General features: G+C 53.9%; 23 protein-coding genes. 6 read left to right on the top strand and 17 right to left on the bottom strand.

Features of this window, described 5'->3' with window-relative positions:
- Positions 1 to 37: 37 nt before the first annotated feature.
- From HB631_RS01415 to HB631_RS01395, 5 genes are all read right to left on the bottom strand, one after another.
- On the bottom strand, positions 38 to 790 hold the full coding sequence (locus HB631_RS01415; protein ID WP_213989370.1) for an amino acid ABC transporter ATP-binding protein: 753 nt from the start codon (positions 788 to 790) through the stop codon (positions 38 to 40).
- Positions 787 to 1,434 carry an amino acid ABC transporter permease gene (locus HB631_RS01410; RefSeq protein WP_213989369.1) on the bottom strand — a complete coding sequence of 216 codons (648 nt, stop codon included), beginning with the start codon at positions 1,432 to 1,434 and terminating at the stop codon, positions 787 to 789. The genes HB631_RS01415 and HB631_RS01410 overlap by 4 nt, the downstream gene beginning before the upstream one ends.
- Entirely contained in the window at positions 1,431 to 2,153 is a 723-nt protein-coding gene (locus tag HB631_RS01405; protein ID WP_213989368.1) for an amino acid ABC transporter permease, read from the bottom strand. The genes HB631_RS01410 and HB631_RS01405 overlap by 4 nt, the downstream gene beginning before the upstream one ends.
- A 37-nt stretch (positions 2,154 to 2,190) precedes the next feature.
- Complete coding sequence (locus HB631_RS01400) at positions 2,191 to 3,027, bottom strand: transporter substrate-binding domain-containing protein (protein ID WP_213989367.1); 837 nt, start codon at positions 3,025 to 3,027, stop codon at positions 2,191 to 2,193.
- A 138-nt stretch (positions 3,028 to 3,165) separates the two neighbouring features.
- Entirely contained in the window at positions 3,166 to 3,558 is a 393-nt protein-coding gene (locus HB631_RS01395) for a RidA family protein (protein WP_213989366.1), read from the bottom strand.
- A 489-nt stretch (positions 3,559 to 4,047) separates the two neighbouring features.
- On the opposite strand from HB631_RS01395, the gene HB631_RS01390 reads away from it, so the two are divergent.
- The 5 genes from HB631_RS01390 to HB631_RS01370 all read left to right on the top strand — a co-directional run bounded on the left by HB631_RS01390 (position 4,048) and on the right by HB631_RS01370 (position 8,409).
- Entirely contained in the window at positions 4,048 to 4,800 is a 753-nt protein-coding gene (locus HB631_RS01390) for an IclR family transcriptional regulator (protein WP_213989365.1), read from the top strand.
- Positions 4,801 to 5,216: 416 nt separating this feature from the next.
- Positions 5,217 to 5,513, top strand: coding sequence for a FeoA family protein (locus HB631_RS01385; protein ID WP_213989364.1), 297 nt, complete (start codon positions 5,217 to 5,219; stop codon positions 5,511 to 5,513).
- The gene (locus HB631_RS01380) at positions 5,488 to 5,739 is read left to right on the top strand and encodes a FeoA family protein (RefSeq protein WP_213989363.1); all 252 of its coding nucleotides are present in this window, start codon (positions 5,488 to 5,490) and stop codon (positions 5,737 to 5,739) included. The genes HB631_RS01385 and HB631_RS01380 overlap by 26 nt, the downstream gene beginning before the upstream one ends.
- An 11-nt stretch (positions 5,740 to 5,750) precedes the next feature.
- Positions 5,751 to 8,084, top strand: a complete 2,334-nt coding sequence (gene feoB, locus HB631_RS01375) for a Fe(2+) transporter permease subunit FeoB (protein ID WP_213989362.1) — start codon at positions 5,751 to 5,753, stop codon at positions 8,082 to 8,084.
- Positions 8,085 to 8,133: 49 nt separating this feature from the next.
- Complete coding sequence (locus tag HB631_RS01370; protein WP_213989361.1) at positions 8,134 to 8,409, top strand: FeoC-like transcriptional regulator; 276 nt, start codon at positions 8,134 to 8,136, stop codon at positions 8,407 to 8,409.
- A 16-nt stretch (positions 8,410 to 8,425) separates the two neighbouring features.
- Here HB631_RS01370 and argE read toward each other — a convergent pair whose 3' ends face one another.
- The 9 genes from argE to HB631_RS01325 all read right to left on the bottom strand — a co-directional run bounded on the left by argE (position 8,426) and on the right by HB631_RS01325 (position 16,543).
- Positions 8,426 to 9,574 (bottom strand): acetylornithine deacetylase, encoded by a 1,149-nt coding sequence (gene argE, locus HB631_RS01365; protein ID WP_213989360.1) that lies wholly within the window; start codon positions 9,572 to 9,574, stop codon positions 8,426 to 8,428.
- A gap of 11 nt (positions 9,575 to 9,585) precedes the next feature.
- Positions 9,586 to 9,993: a RidA family protein gene (locus HB631_RS01360; RefSeq protein ID WP_213989359.1), complete on the bottom strand. Its 408-nt coding sequence runs from the start codon at positions 9,991 to 9,993 to the stop codon at positions 9,586 to 9,588.
- A gap of 134 nt (positions 9,994 to 10,127) precedes the next feature.
- Positions 10,128 to 10,877: an amino acid ABC transporter ATP-binding protein gene (locus tag HB631_RS01355; protein ID WP_218626910.1), complete on the bottom strand. Its 750-nt coding sequence runs from the start codon at positions 10,875 to 10,877 to the stop codon at positions 10,128 to 10,130.
- On the bottom strand, positions 10,870 to 11,532 hold the full coding sequence (locus HB631_RS01350; RefSeq protein WP_213989358.1) for an amino acid ABC transporter permease: 663 nt from the start codon (positions 11,530 to 11,532) through the stop codon (positions 10,870 to 10,872). The genes HB631_RS01355 and HB631_RS01350 overlap by 8 nt, the downstream gene beginning before the upstream one ends.
- A complete protein-coding gene (locus HB631_RS01345; RefSeq protein WP_213989357.1) occupies positions 11,529 to 12,203 on the bottom strand; it encodes an amino acid ABC transporter permease in 675 nt (224 codons plus the stop codon). Before HB631_RS01345 ends, HB631_RS01350 begins: the two co-directional genes overlap by 4 nt.
- 135 nt (positions 12,204 to 12,338) lie before the next feature.
- The gene (locus HB631_RS01340; protein ID WP_255556743.1) at positions 12,339 to 13,724 is read right to left on the bottom strand and encodes an MmgE/PrpD family protein; all 1,386 of its coding nucleotides are present in this window, start codon (positions 13,722 to 13,724) and stop codon (positions 12,339 to 12,341) included.
- A 34-nt stretch (positions 13,725 to 13,758) separates the two neighbouring features.
- Entirely contained in the window at positions 13,759 to 14,544 is a 786-nt protein-coding gene (locus HB631_RS01335) for a transporter substrate-binding domain-containing protein (protein ID WP_213989355.1), read from the bottom strand.
- A gap of 97 nt (positions 14,545 to 14,641) precedes the next feature.
- Positions 14,642 to 15,610 carry an agmatinase gene (locus HB631_RS01330; protein ID WP_213989354.1) on the bottom strand — a complete coding sequence of 323 codons (969 nt, stop codon included), beginning with the start codon at positions 15,608 to 15,610 and terminating at the stop codon, positions 14,642 to 14,644.
- 57 nt (positions 15,611 to 15,667) lie between these two features.
- Positions 15,668 to 16,543, bottom strand: coding sequence for a MurR/RpiR family transcriptional regulator (locus tag HB631_RS01325; RefSeq protein ID WP_213989353.1), 876 nt, complete (start codon positions 16,541 to 16,543; stop codon positions 15,668 to 15,670).
- Positions 16,544 to 17,292: 749 nt separating this feature from the next.
- Here HB631_RS01325 and HB631_RS01320 point away from each other — a divergent pair.
- Positions 17,293 to 17,607 (top strand): hypothetical protein, encoded by a 315-nt coding sequence (locus HB631_RS01320; RefSeq protein ID WP_213989352.1) that lies wholly within the window; start codon positions 17,293 to 17,295, stop codon positions 17,605 to 17,607.
- A gap of 49 nt (positions 17,608 to 17,656) precedes the next feature.
- Here HB631_RS01320 and dynB read toward each other — a convergent pair whose 3' ends face one another.
- The 3 genes from dynB to narI form a co-directional block, all read right to left on the bottom strand.
- Complete coding sequence (dynB, locus tag HB631_RS01315) at positions 17,657 to 17,839, bottom strand: dynobactin A family peptide antibiotic (protein WP_213989351.1); 183 nt, start codon at positions 17,837 to 17,839, stop codon at positions 17,657 to 17,659.
- A gap of 10 nt (positions 17,840 to 17,849) precedes the next feature.
- Complete coding sequence (gene dynA, locus HB631_RS01310) at positions 17,850 to 19,043, bottom strand: dynobactin maturation radical SAM/SPASM protein DynA (RefSeq protein WP_213989350.1); 1,194 nt, start codon at positions 19,041 to 19,043, stop codon at positions 17,850 to 17,852.
- Positions 19,044 to 19,807: 764 nt separating this feature from the next.
- The gene (narI, locus tag HB631_RS01305; RefSeq protein WP_213989349.1) at positions 19,808 to 20,485 is read right to left on the bottom strand and encodes a respiratory nitrate reductase subunit gamma; all 678 of its coding nucleotides are present in this window, start codon (positions 20,483 to 20,485) and stop codon (positions 19,808 to 19,810) included.
- Positions 20,486 to 20,561: the final 76 nt, after the last annotated feature.

Genomic DNA, 20,561 nt, shown 5'->3' with positions numbered 1-20,561 from the left:
TCGAACCGCCTGGCGGTCTTGATGGCTATCGGTTATCTCAGTGCTCAAGCACCCGGCTTAAAAACTGCTGTGTGCGGGCATTTTGCGGATGGACAAAAATCTGCTCCGGCGCCCCCTGTTCCGCAATCACCCCTTGGTCCATAAATACCACCCGGTCGGCGGTTTTGCGGGCGAAACCCATTTCATGGGTCACCACCACCATGGTCATCCCCTCACGGGCCAGTTCGCGCATGACTTCCGTCACCTCCCCCACCAGTTCGGGATCCAGCGCCGAGGTGGCTTCGTCGAAAAACATAATCTTCGGCTCCACCGCCAGGGCGCGGGCGATAGCCACCCGCTGCTGTTGTCCCCCCGACAGCTGCGACGGATAATGACCGGCCCGGTCCGCCAGCCCCACCCGATTCAAGGCCGCCATGGCGGTGCGCTCGGCGTCCGCTTTCGACATTTTGCGCGCCTTGATCAGGGCCAGCGTCACATTGCCCAGGGCGGTTTTATGGGGAAACAGATTAAACTGCTGGAAAACCATGCCCACATGCCCGCGAATCTCCTTGGCCCGCCGGCTGTCATGCAAAGGCACGTCGTTGACCCATATTTCACCGGCGTCGGCGGTCTCCAAACCGCTCATGATGCGCAGCACGGTACTTTTCCCGGACCCGGACGCGCCGATTAACACCAACACCTCGCCGGGACTGACGGCCAGATCGATGCCTTTGAGCACCTGGGTGCTGCCGAAGGATTTCGACACGCCGCTCAGGGCGATGGCGGGTTTGGGGCTGACAATAGCCGTCATGATAAAAGACTCCTGTTGCTTTCCTGCCGCCGCACCCAGCGGGAGATGGGAAAGCAGATAATGAAATAAAGGGCGGCCACCAGGCTGTACACCGCCACCGGCTGACCGATGCGATCGACGATGGATTGTCCCTGGCGCAGCAGTTCTGACATGCCGATCATGCTGATAATGGAGGTATCTTTTATCAGCGACAGGTACTGGCCGATAAGGGGCGGCAAGACAATGCGCCGGGTTTGCGGCAGGACAACCGATAAAAAAGTGTGGCGCTTGTTCATGCCGAGGATTTGCGCCACTTCCCATTGCCCTTTCGGCACCGCCTCGATACCGGCGCGAAATACCTCGCCGATATAGGCGCCCTGATAAACGCTCAGGCCGATAACGCCGGCAGCGAAGATATTGATGTCATAGCCGAAATAGGCCACGCCGAAATAGATAAACATCAACGTAATCAGCACCGGCGAACCGCGAAACAGCTCGGTATACAGGCGGGCGACGATGATGGCCGGTCCGTTGCGGCTGCTGCGCAGTATGGCCGCCAGCAGCCCCAGCACAGTGCCGCCGATAATGGAGGCCGCCGACAGCAGCAGCGTAACCCCCAGCCCCTTTAACAGCAGCGGCATGCTGGTGATTAATAATTCGTTCATGCCAGGCCCCCGTTTTTAGCTTTATTTCGGCTGAACCAGGGTCCGGTCTTTTTTATGGCGATGACCGGCGGCGTGAAAAGATGCCGTCCTAAAAAGCCGCCAATCCACACCAGGGCGTTGCTCATAATCAGATAGGCCACCAGGGTCACGGTGAAGGTCTGAATATAAAGCAGCGTCCGGGCGTTAATTACCGTCGCCGTGCCGGTGAGCTCCGGCAGGGCGATGGCCGACAGCAGCGAGGTGCCCAGCAACAGCTGGATCAGATTGTTGATAATGGCCGGATAGACCGCCCTTGCCGCCTGGGGCAACACCACCTGCAAAAAAATATCCCGCCGGCCGATACCGAGAATCATTGCCGCCTCCTGCTGGCCGCGGGGCACCGATTGGATTCCGGCGCGGAAGACTTCCGCCAGGTACGCTCCCACGTTCACGCCCAGGGCGATAATACCGGCGGTCCAGGCACTCATGGTCATCCCCAGGGACGGCAGGCCGAAAAACACGATGAATATTTGCAGCAGCACCGGCGTGTTGCGAATGATTTCAACGTAGGCGGCGGCAATAAACCGCAGGACGGAGAAACGGCAGGATCGGGCCAGAGCGGTTAGCAAACCCAACGCCATTGCCAGGACAAATGCCAGCACCGTCACCTGCAATGTCACCCAGGCGGCGGTGAGAAACACATCAAAATAGCTGATGAGGGTTAACCATTGATAGCTCATAGCGGCCTCCGTCGGCGGATAAACCCCACGCTGGTCATCAATACTGAGGATTCAGCGGATAACGGGGCGCCGTGCCGAACCATTTTTGATAGAGCGCGGCGTTTTCTTTAGACGCGTTGATTTCAAACAGGAATTCATTGAGGTAATTGATCCACTGCTGATCGCCGGCCTTCACGCCGAAGGCGTTATATTCCAGCGGCACCAGCGCCTCGTTGGTGACCACCAGGGTAGGATCCAGCTTGGCCTGGTAAGCCAGGAAGTTGTTATCCTCTATCATGGCGTCGGCCTGTCCCTGCTTGACGGCGAGTATCGCGGCCTGGGAGCTGTCATACTCCTGGATTTTCACCGGGATGCCCATGGAGCGGACTTCATCGCCATTGGTGGAGCCTTTTACCGTGGCGATGGTTTTGCCGCTCATATCCTTGGCGGACTGGATGCCGCTGTTTTTACGCACCAGCATCGCTTCGCTGGCCACCACATAAGGCGAGGTAAAACCGATTTCCTTGGCCCGCTCCAGATTGCGGGTGAAATTACAGAATACCACGTCCACTTTATTGGTTTGCAAATTGGGAATACGGTTGGCGCTGGTGGTGTCCACCACTTCGAGCTTCACTCCCATATCCTTGGCCAGCTCCTTGGCCAAGTCCACATCGTAGCCGTCGGGTTGGCCGTCTTTATTGTTGAAACCAAAGGGCGCAAAGGACAAGCAGTCCCCCACCCGCAGGGTGCCCCGCTGTAAGACGGTTTGCAGGGTGGAGGCCAGGGCGGCGTCTTTAGCCTTACCGTTATCGGTGGGCGTACAGCCGATAATGGATAATACGCCGGCGGCGGTAAGCAGACAGGCGGCATGCCTCTTGTAATTAAAACAATTCATTATTGTATTCCCCCGAATAAATGATTGTGATACCCGTCGTCTTCCACGTTGCAGCTGCGTCGGCAGCAACTCGAAACCTATTAGGTATATCTGTTTTCAATTTTGCTGGATTAAAATAAACTCGCCGGCGGTTAATGTTTATTTTTTATCGGCGCGGAAACATTTCATATCGACTTCCACCTTACAATCCACCACAAGGTCCTGAACGCTGCAAATTCGCGCCGGAGGAAATTGAGAGAAATATTCAGCGAAGACTTTATTAAAGGATCCGAAATAACGCGCGTCGGTGAGCACGGCGGTGACGTGCACCACGTCTTTAGCCTCGTAGCCCGCCTCTTGTGCAATACGCAGGCAGTTATCAAATGCCAGCCGGGTTTGTTCAATAATACTGCCTTCCACTATTTCGCCATCGGTCATCGGCGTCTGACCCGAGATGTAGAGCCAGCCGTCCGCCTCAACCGCCCGGGCAAAGGGTAATCGTTGTCCGCCGGTACCCACGCCGCCTTCGGTACCGTACCGTTTTATTGCCATAAGGATGTCTCCCGCGCCACAAAACCTGGTTTTGTCCGCCCTGTTTGTTCAAAATAATTTAAGTAGCCATTACCCCACTTTGTCCGGCACATCTGTCCGGTATATCGGATTAATTTCCGACATACCGGACAATTTCAGACTGTCATAAAAGAATTTAATTTGCAATAAGCAATCAGAATTTATATGTCTGGATTCAGAACTGTCACGATTAAGCCGTTATTTTCCGCTGTGCCTTTGCTTAAATCCGTTTACTCTTTTCAATACCGTTTCACCATGGAAAATAAGATTTCCACTCCACGCAAAATAATAGGGCCCCATAAAAGTGCATCGAATATCATTAAGCAAAAATGAACGGACGCTGTGGATATTGTTGATTCCGTGTATGATACCCACTGGCAAAACCCGGCGGCCGCCGCCCGTTTAGACAGAACAATGGCGGCTCCGGCATACTCACTATTACGCCGGCCGGCGATATCACGGAGAACAGCTATGCCCTCAGTTAACCCGCCTCGGGCCAGGGGAGTAGACCGGATCATTGAATTATTCCGGCAGTTGCATATCACCAGAAGACCCATGACCATGCGTGAACTGATCGCATCCACCGATGCGCCGCGATCGAGTATTTACGAACTGGTGAACCTATTGACGGAGGCGGACTGGCTGGAAACGTTGCCGGACGGCAGCGTGTTTTTCGGTCGGGAAATGCACTATTACGGTGCGGATTATGCCATGCAAAACGATTTGCTGCGTCGCGCCCATCAGTTGATGCTTGAGCTGATAAACCGTTTGGGAGAAACCGTTCAGCTCTGCGTTTTGGAAGGCAATAAATATACGGTGGTGTTATCGGAAAGCAGCTCGCGTCCGTTTAAAATCACCTCGGATATCGGCGTCAAGGTGCCCATTCCCTGGACCGCCTCCGGACGATTGCTGCTGGGCCATCTCTCACCGAAGGACATTCTTGAGCTGATCCCGGCGGAAGATTTTATCCTGGCGGACGGACGCACCATCGATAGCGGACAGTTTCTCGAGGATGTTAGGCGCGCCGCACAGCAGGGGTTCTCCCTGACCGAAGGATTGTCCGACAGCTTTACCTGCTGCATGGCGGCGCCGGTACACTCCCGCGGTGGTCACGCCATTGCGGCGTTCTGCTTTATGGTCAGCCGCGACACGGATGAGACGCGGCGACAGATGCTGCTGTCGGAACTTATCGCCTCGGCGCAAAAGCTATCCGACCTGTCCTGAACACCGTTCTATAAGACGATTGCCGCGGGCCTCGCTTCATTCGCGGCGGCGCTGGTGACATCTATTATGCGGGTGGCACCTGCTGCCGTGCAGATAAATCATGTAAGAAGCGGCCCGGCGGTTATCAGCTCTCAGCACTCCGTAACCTACCCGTGCATAGGCATCCGCAGAGGTAGGAAAATCAGTATAAACATGATCAGTCCAGGGGGAAAATAATGTGACCGCCACCGATAAATCATCTGTTAATGTGCCAATTACAGACTCTTACAGTTCTCATCCTCTGAAACCAGCCCCTTTGATATAGATCAACAGCCTCAACGCCTGCACGAATACAATTGATTAGCCTTCTCATTTCACCGGTGTTTCCCATAGTCGAGCGCCGATACGATGCCTATTGTTTATAAAACCGGAAAATTATGATGACGGACAGGATAACGCGGTTACAGTCGCTAGCGCAGATTCCCCTGGGGGCAAAGGTGGTGGTGGCGTTGATCCGCTTTGAAAACGATCGTCGGGAGCAACTCGCCGCCTTGGGTTTACGCGCCGGCAGCGAAATCAGCGTTATCCAACGCTCGGAGAAAGGACCGGTATTGGTTGCGGTGGAAGATAATCGCATCGCCGTGGATTATGACATGGCAAAAAAAATCATGGTTTCCCCCATCGAACGTCTACCAGGGAGTACCGGGTATGTTTTTACAGGAATTATCCCCTAACGATCAGGGTAGGGTCACCGGGTACAGCAAAGGCACCAGCGATTATCGCCGGCGTTTACTGGCCTTGGGCGTCACGCCGGGCGTTCTGTTCCAGGTAACCCGCGTCGCCCCGCTCGGCGATCCCATTGAAATTCGCGTCAGAGGCTCCTCTATCAGTGTACGCAAAGAAGAAGCCAGGATCCTGATGGTGGAAAAAATGGACGCAAACAGTCCGAATGTAGAGTAGGGATTAATGCCATGCCGGGACAAAATGTAATTTGTGTCGTAGGAAATCCCAATTGCGGTAAAACCACGCTGTTCAATGCTCTCACCGGCAGTAAACAGACAGTGGGCAATTGGCCGGGGGTGACCGTTGAAAAAAAGAGCGGTACTTACCAATACCGCGACACGCTGATCACGCTGGTGGATTTGCCTGGCATTTATTCACTGAATCCGTCATCCCGCAGTTCGGAAGATGAACGTATCGCCCGTGACTATATTCTTGCCAACGAAGCGCAACTGGTGATAAATATCGTCGATGCGGCCAACATGGAACGCAACCTGTATTTGACAACCCAAATCATCGAAATGGCTGTGCCGATGATCGTTGTCGTCAATATGATGGATATCGCCAAGGCGCATCAGTTGGAAATCGATCTGGCGGCACTCGAACGCGGACTGGGTTGTCCTGTCATCGGTATGGTGGCCAGTCGTCGCAAGGGTTTGGACGATCTGCGCCAATTATGCCTGCAAGGTTTGCAACAGCCCCCGCTGCCAAAAAGCCGCATTCCTTATGCCGACGACATCGCCGGCGCCATTGAGGATATCGCCGGACGCATTCCGGCTCAAAGCACCGGCAAGCCCCGCTGGCTGGCAATCCAACTGCTAGAGGGCGACCGGACCATCCGTCCCCTGGTGCCGGATCCCGTCTTGGCCTACGCCGACCACGCCATCGCCGAATTGGTCGAACATTATGAAGATGATCTGGATATTTTCCTGGCGGATGCACGGTATGGTTTTGTCTCCGCCATCGCTCGCCAGGCGGTGATGCGCCACGGTCAGGTATCCTCCAGCCTCACCGATAAAATCGACAAGGTGGTATTGCACCGCTTTTTAGGCATCCCGATATTTTTTGCAGTGATGTACCTGATGTTCGTCTTCACCATTAATATCGGCAGCAGCTTTATTGATTTTTTCGAACAGCTTACCGGCACGGTATTCGTTGACGGTTTCGGCCATCTGTTGCAAGCGATAGGCACGCCGGAATGGCTAAAAGCCATTTTGGCGGACGGCATCGGCAATGGTATCAAGACCGTGGCGTCGTTTATTCCGGTGATCGGTTGCCTCTATCTTTTTTTATCTTGGCTGGAGGATTCCGGTTATATGGCACGCGCGGCCTTTGTCATGGACCGCCTGATGCGGGCGCTGGGATTATCCGGCAAAGCCTTTGTGCCGCTTATCGTAGGCTTCGGCTGTAATGTGCCGGCCATCATGGCCTCCCGCACCATCGAAAATCCGCGAGATCGTATTATTACCGTAATGATGGCGCCCTTTATGTCCTGCGGCGCCCGGTTGCCGGTTTACGTGCTGTTCGCCACCGCATTCTTTCCGGTGGGGGGACAGAACCTGGTCTTCCTGCTGTATATCCTGGGCATCGTGGCGGCGGTGGGTACCGGATACCTGTTAAAACACACCGCGCTGCGCGGCGAGGCGTCCTCATTCGTCATGGAGATGCCGCCCTATCATTTACCCACCCTGCGCGGCATTTTGCAGCGCACCTGGGACAGGCTGAAAAGTTTTATCCTGCGGGCGGGCAAGCTGATTGTCGCGATCGTGGCAATTCTGAGCTTCCTGAATTCGCTGGGTACCGACGGGTCTTTCGGCAACCAGGACACCAATAAATCGGTGCTCTCCTCCATCGGCCAAACCATCGTACCGGTATTTGCCCCTATGGGGATGCAACCGGATAACTGGCCCGCCGCAGTGGGGATTTTTACCGGCATTTTCGCCAAGGAAGCGGTGGTGGGCACCCTGAATTCCCTTTATAGCACTATCGGCGCTGCATCAACAACGGGTGCCCAGGACGTTACAGCGGCCAATAATGGCAAAGCATTCAGCCTGCGTGACGGTATCACCGCCGCTTTCGCCACTATCCCGGAAAATTTGCATAAATTAAGCTCCGCCTTTACCGATCCGCTGGGTATTAGCGTCGGTGACCTTAGCGACCGCAATGCCGCCGCTGCGCAACAGTCAGTATCGGTATCGTCCATTACCGCCATTACCACGTTATTTTCCGGATCGTTGGGCGCCTTCGCCTACCTGATGATGATACTGCTGTATATCCCCTGTTGCGCCGCCGTTTCCGCCATTTGGCGCGAGGTGGGAACCCGCTGGACCCTCTTCGCCGCAGGGTGGACCACCGGCCTGGGATACGGTTCGGCGGTACTGGTGTATCAGGCGGGCACCTTTATGCAGCATCAGCTTTATTCCAGCATCGCGATTGCCGTGGTGATAATCGCCTTTTTAGTTACCCTGGTGCTGTTGCACAACGCCGGCAAGTCTATGACGACGCTGGTGGCCAAAACCGAATAAATCCGGGCCCGGCGGCGACTGAGCCGGGTCTTGCATTGGAGGTATAGATATGAATTTAGTAGAATTGAGAAATTATATCCGTGACAAAAAACGGGTGAGCCTGCTGGATGTCAGTACCCATTTTCACAGCGAGCCGCAGGTGGTCAGCGGCATGCTGGACATCTGGCTGCAAAAAGACAAAATCATCAGCTATACGACAAAAAGCGCAAAATGCGGCGGCTGTTGTTGCTGCGATCCCGCCTCAAATCAAATTTACGAATGGAACGATCCGGCCCGGAGCAGCGCTGATACATCGCGGGAATACCTAAGCGCTGATCGTTTATGATTTACGCCGAAAGTTGTCAGCACCCCGCTATTTTCCCCAGAAACCGCTGGCACTGTTCCAACTGCTCGATATCCACATACTCATCCGCCTTATGGGCCTGGGTGATGGAGCCCGGGCCGCACACCACGGTGGGAATGCCCGCCTGCTGGAACAGTCCGGCCTCGGTGCCGAAGCTCAGCGAATCAAAGCCCTTCTGTCCCAGCGCACCGGCGCAACGGTGCTTAAGGGCATCAAGGGAGCCGTCGTCCAGTAATCCGGGATACTCCGCCCGCCGCTCCAGCAGGATATCCGCCGCCGTCGACACCGAGCGCATTTCCGGCAGCAGACGTTTGGCGTAATCCCCCAGTTCTCCAGCCAGCAGGTGATGCCGGGTACCGGGCAGCGGGCGGATTTCAAACTCGAATTCGCAGTTATCCGGCACGATATTCACCGCGCTGCCGCCGCTTATGGTGCCCACCTGCACCGTCGACCAGGGCGGATCGTAGCGGCTGTCCTGGGTTTCCTGCCGCCAGCCGCGACCTTGGCTGCGTAAAAACAGCACCAACTCCGCCGCGTATTCAACGGCATTCACGCCAAGATGATTTTGCGAGGAGTGGGCCGCCTGCCCTTGCACAAGACAATGCCAGGCGCTTTTGCCTTTATGGGCGGTGGCCACCCGCATCAGGGTCGGTTCACCGATAATACAACCGGTGGGACGGGCCCCGTCAAGGGCCAGCTCATCCAGTAATCCCCGCACCCCGACACAGCCGATTTCTTCATCATAGCTGATGGCGATATGCACCGGCCGGGCGTCAGCGGCACGGGTCGCCTCGATGAAACGGGGCACCATGGCCAATACGCACGCCAGATAGCCTTTCATATCGGCGCTGCCTCGGCCGTACAGCCGGTCGCCGCGTCGCAGCAGGGTGAATGGATCGCTGCTCCAGGGTTGCCCGTCCGCCGGCACCACGTCAGAGTGGCCGGACAGGCAGATGCCCCCCCGGTCCGCGGCGCCGATGGTGGCATAAAGGTTGGCCCGGCTTCCGTCCTCGCTGTAGATTCTGCGGGCGCCGATACCGAAATCCGCCAGATAGGACTCAACGAAATCTATCAACCCAAGGTTCGACCGGCGACTCAGGGTCGGATAGCCCACCAGCGCCGACAACAGCTCGATTGCGGTAACCATCGGCATGCTCCTTAAGGCTTAACGGCGATCACATCGATTTCCACCCACCACTCCGGCCGGGCCAGGTGGCTGATCATCAGGCCGGTGGAGACCGGGAAAACGCCTTTCAGCCAGCGCCCCATGATGTTGTACACCGTTTCACGGTAGCGCACATCAATGAGATAGACGGTGATTTTACAGATATCCTCCAGCTTGCTGCCCGCTTCTTCCAGCAGCATATTGATGTTGTACATCGCCTGTTCGGTTTGCGCCGCCACGTCGCCAATGCCCACGGATTCGCGGGTATCGAGGTTCTGGCCTATCTGGCCGCGCAGGAAAATCATATTCCCCGCCACCACCGCCTGGCATAAATCGTTATCCAGCTTCTGTTCCGGATAGGTTTCCTTGGTATTGAACGGACGAATACGGGTATGGACCATGCTTGTTTCTCCAAATATCATGATAGTGCGGTTTATGGCCGGGGCGCGTGCCGAGGCGAAGATTAATACCGGCCTTAGGCCGGTGAGTTTGTTGACAAAGTGCCTGGCGGGACAGGCTGCCGGCAATGGGGCCATCAGGCCAGGAATTGCTTCAGTTCAGGGGTTTGCGGGTTGTCGAAAATCTCCGTCGGCGTACCCGTTTCGTGGACTTTGCCCTGATGCATAAATATGATGCGGTCGCTGACCTTGCGGGCGAAATTCATCTCATGGGTCACCATGATGATGGTCATCCCCTCCGTAGCCAGAGCCTCGATAACCTGCAGCACTTCACCCACCAGCTCAGGATCCAGGGCGGAGGTGATCTCATCGCACAGCAACACTTCCGGCGTCATGGCCAGGGCACGGGCGATGGCCACGCGCTGCTGCTGGCCCCCCGAGAGATTGTCCGGCCAGGTATGGAATTTTTCTTCCAGGCCGACGCGCTTCAGTAGCAGCCGGGCGGCGCGTTCCGCCGTATCCTTCGGCATTTTTTTCACCAGCGACGGGGCCAGCATGATGTTTCTGCCCACCGTGAGATGAGGAAAAAGATTAAAGCTTTGAAAAATCATGCCGACGTTCTGACGCAAATCGCGCATGGCGACCGGGTCGTGCTGTTTGATGGCCTGCCCGTCCACGCGGAGCGTTCCCTCTTCAAAGCTTTCCAGGCCGTTGATGCAGCGCAGCAGCGTACTTTTGCCCGAACCGCTTTTGCCCAGGATGCACACCACCTCCTGGCGTTTAATCTGCAAATCGATGCCCTTGAGCACCTCGTTATCGCCGAAGCGCTTATGCAGGCCCTGAATATCCACCACCGCGAAGGGCTTGTCCGTTGAAAGTTCACTCATGCCGGTTTGCTCCACGGGTTAACTGTTTTTCCAAATGCCGGCTCCACCAGGAGAGGGGGAAGCACAGCACAAAATAGAGCAACGCCACGCTGCCGTAGACCAGAAAGGGCGAAAACGTCGCGTTGGAAATGATCTGCCCCGAGCGCGTCAGTTCCACAAAACCGATTACCGACGCCAGGGCGGTGGCTTTCACCGCCTGCACCAGGAAACCCACCGTCGGCGCCAGGGCGAGCCGGAACGACTGGGGCAAAATGACGTAGCGCAGCTGTTCGCCAAAGGAGAGCGCCAGGCTGGCGGACGCTTCCCACTGCTGGCGGGGGATGCTTTCCACGCTGCCGCGCCAGATGTCCGTCAGGTAGGCGCTGGCGTAGAGCGTCAGGCAAATGCTGGCGGCGAACAGCGGCGTGGTATTGATGCCGAACAGCGCCAGGCCGAAATAGGTCAGGAACAGCTGCATCAGCAGCGGCGTGCCCTGGAACAGGTTCACATAGAGGATAACCGTCCATTGCAGCCATCTCCGGTGCGACAGGCGCATAATCAGCAGGATGGCCCCGACGATGCCGCCGCCGACAAAAGCGATGGCGGACAATCCTACGGTCCAGCGCAGCGCCAACAGCAGATTGCGGAAAATATCCCATAGGGTGAAATCGCTCATGACCGTTTCCTCGCCGCTTGTCCGAAGATAAACCGCGGCCCAACCCAGCCGAGGAACTGGCGCACAAAAATCGCCAACGCCAGGTAAATCGCCGCCGCGATGATAAAAGCTTCAAAATTGCGGAATGAGCGGCTGGCGATGAGACTGGCGCTGAACGACAGCTCCTCGGTGGAAATCTGGCTGCATACCGCCGACCCGAGCATGATGATGATCACCTGGCTTATCAGGGCCGGCCAGACCCGGGACAACGACGGCGGCAGCACCACCCGGGAAAATATCTGCCAGCGATTCATCGCCAGGCTTTGCGCCGCCTCCACCTGGCTGCGGGGCGTGGCGTCGATGCCGGCGCGGGTGATCTCGCCGGCATAGGCCGCCAGGTTCAGGATCAGGGACAGGACGCTGGCGGTAATGGCGGACAAATTCAGTCCCAAGGCCGGCAGGCCGAAATAGATAAAAAACAGCTGCACGATATAGGGCGTATTGCGCACCAGTTCGATGTAGCAGCCCGTCAGATGGCGCAGCCACCTTTTGCCGTAAGCCCTCGCCCAGCCGCAGGCGATGCCCAGAATCAGGCCGAGCACCGTGGACACCAGCGTCATCGCCAGTGTGATCAGGGTACCTTTCAGCAAGAGCGGCCATTGCTGCAAAACCGAGGAAAAATCAAACGTCATCACCTGCCCTCCCTTCGTACCGGTGAAAAATTTCCGGCGAAAAGTTACCGGTGAAAATTCGGCTATCATTGCCGAACCGCATTGCGTTCCGATGAGATTGAGCCCCTGAGAACGTGAATCCCGATGACAATTCATTCATATCCCGTCCACCCTCGGCAACGTCATCATTTCGGCAAGTTCGTTGACATCGGCCAACCGGGGCAATTGCCATAGCGCCGCTACCAGCCGCTTCGACGTCGCCGGTTCCATTACCCTGCCTGCGCAGCGCAGGAATTTATTTTCCAGCGCCCCGTCGCTCAAAGGGTAATCAGCGCTGCCGATAGCCTTGGGCATAAAACAACTGAAGGTCTTGCCGTCATGCAGGCTTAGGGTGACCTCGGCCCCTTCCGGCGCGACGGTGAGCAGGGAGGCGTCTTGCCAGCGCGGGCCGCTTACCATGCTCACCCGTTCCATCAAGGCCGTCAGCGTTTTATCCGCCATCAGCGCATCGTCCAGATGCTCCAGGGTCAGTTCGCCGAACAGAAGAGACGCCGCCACGGCAAACGGCAAACTGAACTGCCCCTGCTGTCCGCTGCGGGGATGGGGATAAATAAGATTGGCGACCACCACCGGCGGCACGTCGCAGCGGATGCCGGCGATCCGCGACCGTTCGATGCCGTGCTCCGCCACCAGCTTCAATACCCCGTCCACCGCCGCGTGGGACGAGAGGCATACCGGTATGCGCTTGACGTCCACCCCCGGCGCTAGCAAACACCAATCGTCTTCCGGCGGATTAAGCCACTTAGCCTCAAAATGTCCGTCGTTAAACAGCGCCGCCAGGCCGTAAGCATGCTCCAGGGCGTCGAGGGGCCCCCTTGCTCCCTGCTCCGCCAGCAGCGCCGCCGTCACGCCGGCTTCGGCGGCCCGCCCCGCCAGCAGCGGTTTGGCGTCGCTGCCGAACACGCTTTTCATCCCGCCGGTGCCGGCTATGGCCAGCCCCAGGGCATGAGCAGTGGTTTCAGCGTCCAGACCCATTAATCGGGCGGACGCGGCGCAGGCGCCAATCGCCCCGAGCACGCCGGTGGTCCACCAGCCGCGATCGTAAAGGGGGCGGCCCAGGGCCATACCGACCCGGTACTGACATTCCGCTCCGGCCACCAAAGCGGTGAGCAATGTCTGTCCGTCGGCGCGGCGTGTTTGCGCGACGGCTAACGCCGCCGGCACGATCACCGCCGAACCATGGACAAAACCGGCATAGCAGTTATCGTCAAAATCCAGGGCGTGGGCGGCCACGCCGTTGGCAAATGCCGCCGCCGGGGCGCTAACCCGCAGAGCGTCCCCCGCCACCGCGGCGGCGCCGGTAGCGGCATTCACCGCGATGACCCGGCGAGCCATACCGGCGACGGAAGTGGCCGAACCCGCCAGCATGACCCCCAGCGTGTCCACTAGGCAGCGGGTGGCCACCCAACTCACCGCGCCGGGCACGTCACCCGGCGCCAGCGCCGTCAGCCAGCGTGCCAGGGTTTGGGTAGCGCTTGTCATCGTCATCTCATCAGGTCCCGTCATTTATTCCGGCTTATTCCGGCAAATCGCCGGCCGGCGCGCCCAGCCATTTCTGGGAAATCTTGCTCAGGGTGCCGTCTGCCTTGGCGGCGCGCAGGATCTCATTGACCTTACTCACCAGTTCCGGTTGGCCTTTGGGCATACCCACATAACAGGGAGAATTGGACAAAATCACTTTCAGCTGCAAATCCAGCCCGGGATGCTTTTGCTGCATGGCGGCGGCCACCGTGGTGCCGATAGCCGTCAACTGGGTCTGACCGGAAAGAAAGGCGGAGATGGTGCTGTTGTTATCTTCGAATCGCTTCACCTCGGCGTTCGGCGCCAGACGTGTCAACTCTTCGTCTTGCATCGATCCCCGCGTCACGGAAACGGTTTTACCCGCCAGTTCGGCATAATTCGTCGCCTGAGTTTTGGCGCCGCCGAAGACCGCGTCAAAAAACGGCGCATAGGCGATGCTGTAATCGATGACCTTAGCGCGTTCGGCGGTTTTGCCCAACGAGGAAATGGTCATGTCCGCTTTGCCGGTTTGCAGATAAGGCACCCGGTTCGGCGCGGTCACCGGCACCAGGGTGACTTTTGCCCCCAGCTTCTCGCCGATCAGGTTGGCCACATCGATATCCAGACCCTGCGGCACCATGTCGCCGCCCACGTAGCCGTAGGGCGGATAATCCACCGGCACCGCCACCCGCAGGGTTTTCTGGCTGACGATGGTATCGAGGAGCGTGGCGGCATTGGCCGTCACCATGGAAAAAGCGGCCAGCGTGCCCACCAGTATTGATATTGCAAAGCGTCTTTTCATTATGCAAATCCTGAACAGTCAAAGGTTGAAATACAGCGCGGCCGGCAGGAAAGGCCCGAAAGACCTCCCCTCGCCGGAACCGGCGCAAGATATGACACTATTTTTTGAAATACCCGGCCCGAACCGCCGTGCCGATAAGATTGACAAAGAACCGGCAGGCGGTGATAGCGGTAATGCCGTTAAGATCTTTTTTCGGGGTGATTTCAACGATATCCATGCCCACCACCCGGCCTTTTTTCACCAGGCCCTGAATGATTTTACGGGCCTCGGAATAGGTGACGCCCCCCAGCGCCGGGCCGGCGACGGCGGGCATAATGGTGGGGTCGATGCCGTCGGCATCCAGGGTCAGGTAGTAGTTTCCGCCGTCGGGTATACGGCTCAGAATCGCCTCCGCCCCCTCATCATGCAGTTCATGGGCGGTAATCAGATGCGCGCCGTAAGCCAGCGCGGCATCCACTTCCTCCTGGCGGGCGGAACCGTTGGCCCGCAGGCCAATCTGAAAAATCTCCCCGATGTGTTTCATTTCCGACGCCCGGCGGATGGGGCTGGAGTAGCCGTCGGTCACGCCGTTGACTTCCTGCCGCCAGTCCAGATGGGAATCGATTTGAATCAGGGTAATCGGCCCCAGGGTATCCATGGCCCGCAGCACCGGAATAGGCACCCCGTGGTCGCCGCCAATCACCAGCGGTAAACCGCCGAGGGAGAGGATTTTGCGTATCACCGCTTCGGCGGCGTCGTAGTGGCCGCCCAATGTGCGGGCATCGCCGGCGATATCGCCGCAATCCACCATGTGGATCGGCTGATTGTCCATCAGCGGACCGCCGATATCGAAATCGTAGCGCTCAATGCTGCGCACCGCGCGATCGGTGGCCTGCCGTACCGCGGTGGGGGCATTGGTCTGATCGTTGGTGACCTCATCAATGGAGTAAGGGGAACCGTAGGGAATGCCCAGAACCGCGATATCCACCGAATCAAGGGTATTTAAATCACTTACCACCTCGGAATAGAGCAGGCTTTTATGGCCGTGCTTCGGTGCGGTGGTCAATTCTGGCTTGTAATCACTCATGTTGTTTTCCTATAAAATTTTCATAACGCTGCGGGGTTTGGACCGGTCAAGGGGGAATTATTCGTTGCTCCACCACTCGCCCATGGCCCATAATTTCTCCTCGGTGGCACTGACCGAGGCGCGCACATCCACTTTAGCGGTGGCGGCCATCAGGGCCACCAGCAGTTCGCTCACCAGGAAAGCCGGCGTCAGGGTGTCGAAAAAGGAGGTGGTCTGTTTTTTTACCAGGATGGATTCGCCGGCCAGCCGCGCCACCGGCGAACTGGCGTTATCGCTGATGGCGATAATTTTGACTTTCTGCTGGGACAGGTAGCGGGTCAGGGCCACTGAACGGCGCGAATAGGGCGACAGACTGCACACCAGCAGGGCATCTTTAGGCCCGATGTTACTCATCAGGGACATGATGCCGCTCTCACCCGCTCCTTCCACCAAATGGACGTTGTGCTGAAAGTAGGCGGCCACATGGCAGAAGTGAAACGCCACCGGGAACGAGGACCGCAGTCCCAGGCAATAGATGTCCCGGGCCGCCGATAGCGTCTTGGCGGCGCGCACGATTCCCGCCAGGCTATCGGGCTGGCACAGTTGTTGAATATGGGCAGTGGTGGTGTTGGCCAGGTCCAGCAGCAACGAACTCTCCCCCACCTTCTGTTTCATCTCCACCAGCGCGGGGACCCTGGAGCCGTATTCATGTCCCTTGGCGCGCACGGCGTTGATAAAGATATCGCGGATATCGTCGTAGCCCGATAAACCGATGCGTTTTGCCAGCCGGGTCATGGTGGACGGCGGGATACCCGCCAGCCGGGCCTGTTCGCGCATAGACATCACCGCCACTTCCTGCGGGTGATCAAGAACAAAACTGGCCGCCTGCCGTACCTGTTTCGGCAAGGATTCGTATTGCGCTTTAATGGCCTGGCACAGAGCAAGCTGATCCATAGGGTTATCCGTTGTTTTGATTCATCCCAATCATAATTGCAACGGATATGCCAAGAATGATTCAATATGATTCAATTGATTCATTCTTGGCACGGCAGAGCAGCGTTTTAAAAGGATAAAGAATCAGCAGGGGGTCAGGTTGGATGATTCATTTGATTCAAAATTGAGTGAATTTAATTTTTTCGCCGGCAGGATGGCAGTGAAAAGTCCATATAAACAGGAGAGTACCCTGCACAATAAGCGGGCCTTTACTGCACCAATATGGTGCATGTGATGGGAATAATGATTGGGCCATGTTATGTTGCTCGGTGCTGGGTTCAGTATGCTAGAGGATTCGAGAAACGATAATCGAAAATCGGCTAAAGAACGGCTTGATGTTGCACATAATAACCCGGCTACAACCACTGCCGTAGTTTGGGTAAATGTGTAAATGGGTAAATGGGTAAATGGGTAAATAAAGACGCTTTAATGTGTTAATCGGGATTTTCTTAAGTGATATTATTTTCATTAAAAACCTAATTATATTTATAACATTAACTACCATCTAGCAATAAAAATTAAAAAAATACTTACGCCATTCGATGAACTTTTCCTTGAGCCTATATTCTAAATGTAAACACAGAAAAGCAATATCCTTACTTACAGCAGATCTACATTACTTAGCGATATACTTTAAATAATGAGATCTCTGCTTGTAATCAACTCTCATGGATAAAAAATAACTTAATTTACCTCAACAAGGAGACGATATGAAACAATTAGCTTGCATATTAATTACATCTCTTACAGTAGCTACCTTTGCAAACGCGAATGCGGCACATGAAAGAACGGAGATAATGAGACAGAACGCTAATACACGCATTGAAAAATGTGCGGAATTACTTCCCGACGGCCATACATACACAATAGGTATCAAGGTCATCATGGATAAAAAATTACACGATACAAAAAATAAAGTAACGAAAGAACTCAGCATTACCGATGAGACACTTCAGGAAGCAAACAATATACGGAAAGAAGAAGTAAAGCCTTTCATTCAGTGCATGATGGATAATGTTTTATAATGGTATGAGTCATTAAACAAAGGCCTGAATAATTCAGGCCAGAACAAACTTAACATCTATATTTGTGAACGTTGCTATTCCATGATGGTACCGTTGATGCTTGGACTAATTTTTCAATAATTTCATGGTCCATTTTTGCTCCCTCTTTTAAGACATTATCCTCAGTCAATTTAACGCAATCTATAAGTGCCTTATTCCAGGTATGTAACGTTGAAATGTTTCTATCGCTCATAGTCTCTCCTTTAAATAGCAGTAATATCGATTTTATTAGCTTCATCTCGTTGAATATTTAAAAAAGCCGCTGTATCTCCCAGACCGTCGTTCATATGATCAATGAAAGGAGCCCTTGCTTTTATACCCTTGGTCAGAAGTTTCTGTTCAATGTGCTCGTAAGTTTTGTATAAACTTGGGCAATAATAATCCCTCACGTTGTAATTACCCGAAAAGAAATTGTAAGACCTTGACTGACATCCTCCATGACATACATGCTGCCATTTGCATACGCTACAATTCTTGTCTACTTTACGAGTTCGCCACGCTTTGGCACTATTGAAATTCATGATATCAAAAAGCGAATGATCATTTATATTACCGAATTTAAGATCTGAATGTCCTGATAGGCTAGCGCAAGGATAAATATCCCCGAGTGGATCCGTTGAGCAATTAGCATTACCACACTGAGACATACCAATACAGTCTGCAGCTCTACCGGCCATGATAGCTTGAGTTTTTCTGACAAAATCTGATATATAGATATAATTCTCGCCTGCAGCTTCAAACCAACGATCATATAACTTTATCCAAGGGTCTGCATATTCTTCCGCATCCAATCCTAAATTATCAAATGATGTAGCAGCACTACCCGATTTAGTTAATGGTATTATGTTGAAAGCAATCTTTTCACTCAGAAGGAAATCGTATATTTCGTCGATATATTTTTTATTTTTCTTGTTTACGACCAGCACGCTGCCAAAACTAATATTTGCCTCGCGCAACTTTTTTATTCCAGCCATAACGCGTTCGAAACTGCCTCGGCCTTTATGATCTATCCTATTCTCATCATGGATGTCCTTTGGGCCATCAATAGACACACTGACAGCAAAATTATTTTTTATTATGAAATCTAACCATCTATTATTGAATAAAGTTGCATTGGTCTGTATAGTATTAATATAATGTAGACCTTGTGCATATTCATTTTGGAATTGCACAGCAGCCTCGTAAAAGTCTATGCCTGCGATGAAAGGTTCACCGCCATGCCAAATGAACTCGATACCTGTGAATGCACCCATTTTACGTACATAACTGAAGTTCTCATAAATTAGCTTTTGCAAAGTTTGTTTTGACATAATTGGCTTACGAACATCTTCATTATAACAATATGTGCATGCCAAATTACATATATGAGTTGGTTTGATTACGTTTATAAAATTCATAAAATATCCTTATATGAAATAAGAGCGTATTTAAAAATCCATGACGGATTTTGCACAAAGCGTCTTAATGTCCCTATCATTTCGGAAGATAATTTTTTAAAAACAAAAAAATATATTCTTTACCAATAATGAGCCATTTATTCAAATTATTGATATTATACATTTAAGAATTTTTATTTTTAAAAAAATCCTTATTTGACATCATGCTAAAAAAATTAAACCTTAATTATTTTTTATAATAAACATACCTATGCTGAATATTATTGACAGATAAAAAAACACCTTGTAAAATTAAACGATTGTTCTAGCGAAGATACTACCAACTCATTTCGATATCAGCAAGGAGAAAAACAACCCTAACAAATATCGATTGTATGAAGAACGTTTTTCATAATTATAAATTAAAAATAAATTTTCATACAACTCATTAAAGTAGGTATCCCCTAAATGCGTCGTATTCAATATACTAAGCATCATGATGTAGCTTCTATAATTTTTTTTGTTAGAGCATTACACTATAATGGTGTAGTGACGGAAAAGGGAGAGCGTTTGCAAATTTAGAGGCCTAAGTTTAAAGAGTTTATGGTACTGCCAAATGACTTTGAAAAAACGCGGACACAGCTCGTCGGCGATAAATCGCTGGTATTTTGTTATAAATCTGTCTGAAACGCGCGCTAATGGGACGTGCCATTTTACTGAGTGGCCTCAAGCTCAAAACAATGGCAGAACAATTCTTTGAACAAGCCAGTTCTAGACCACTCCATTTAATGCCGGTTCCGCACCAGTTGATAACGCCGGGTCAAATACTCCACCGGCGCGCTCCAGATATGCACCAGCCGGCAGAAGGGGAACAGCAGGAACAGCGTCATGCCCAGAACCAGATGCAGGCGGTAGATAAACGCCACGCCCTCCAGGTGCGCCGAGGCGCCGGTATGAAACGTTACCACCGCTTGCGCCCAGCCCACCAGTTTCATCATCTCGCTGCCGTCCGGGTGACGGGCGGAAAACGGAATGGTCAGCAGGCCAAGGCAGACCTGCGCCACCAGCAAGGTAAGAATCATGATATCCCCGAAGCTGGAGTTTGCCCGCACCCGCGGGTTCAATAACCGGCGTTTTAACAGCAGTCCGCCCCCCGCCAGTGTCAATAAGCCGCAGATTCCCCCGGCCCCCATGGCCAGCTTTTGTTTTAGCGCCACGGACAAAAACGGCTCGTAGACCCAATGGGGCGTCAGCAAGCCGAACAAATGGCCGAAAAAGATACCGAGAATGCCGATATGGAACAGATTGGACGCCAGGCGCATCCCTTTTTTGTCCAGTATCTGGCTTGAACCGGCTCGCCAGCTGTATTGCCCGTAGTCATAGCGCAGCCAACTGCCGATGAGGAACACCGCGCCGGCGATGTAGGGATAGATATCGAAAAAAAACGCGTTGAGAAATAACATCGTTATTGTCCTCTGTGCCGGGCGGGAGACGGCCGCGCATCAGCGATTTTACTTGCCGCAGATTGCTGTAACGCCT

Source organism: Sodalis sp. dw_96 (assembly GCF_018449575.1).
Lineage (GTDB): Bacteria > Pseudomonadota > Gammaproteobacteria > Enterobacterales > Enterobacteriaceae > Acerihabitans.
This window is presented reverse-complemented; position numbering and strand designations above follow the sequence as displayed.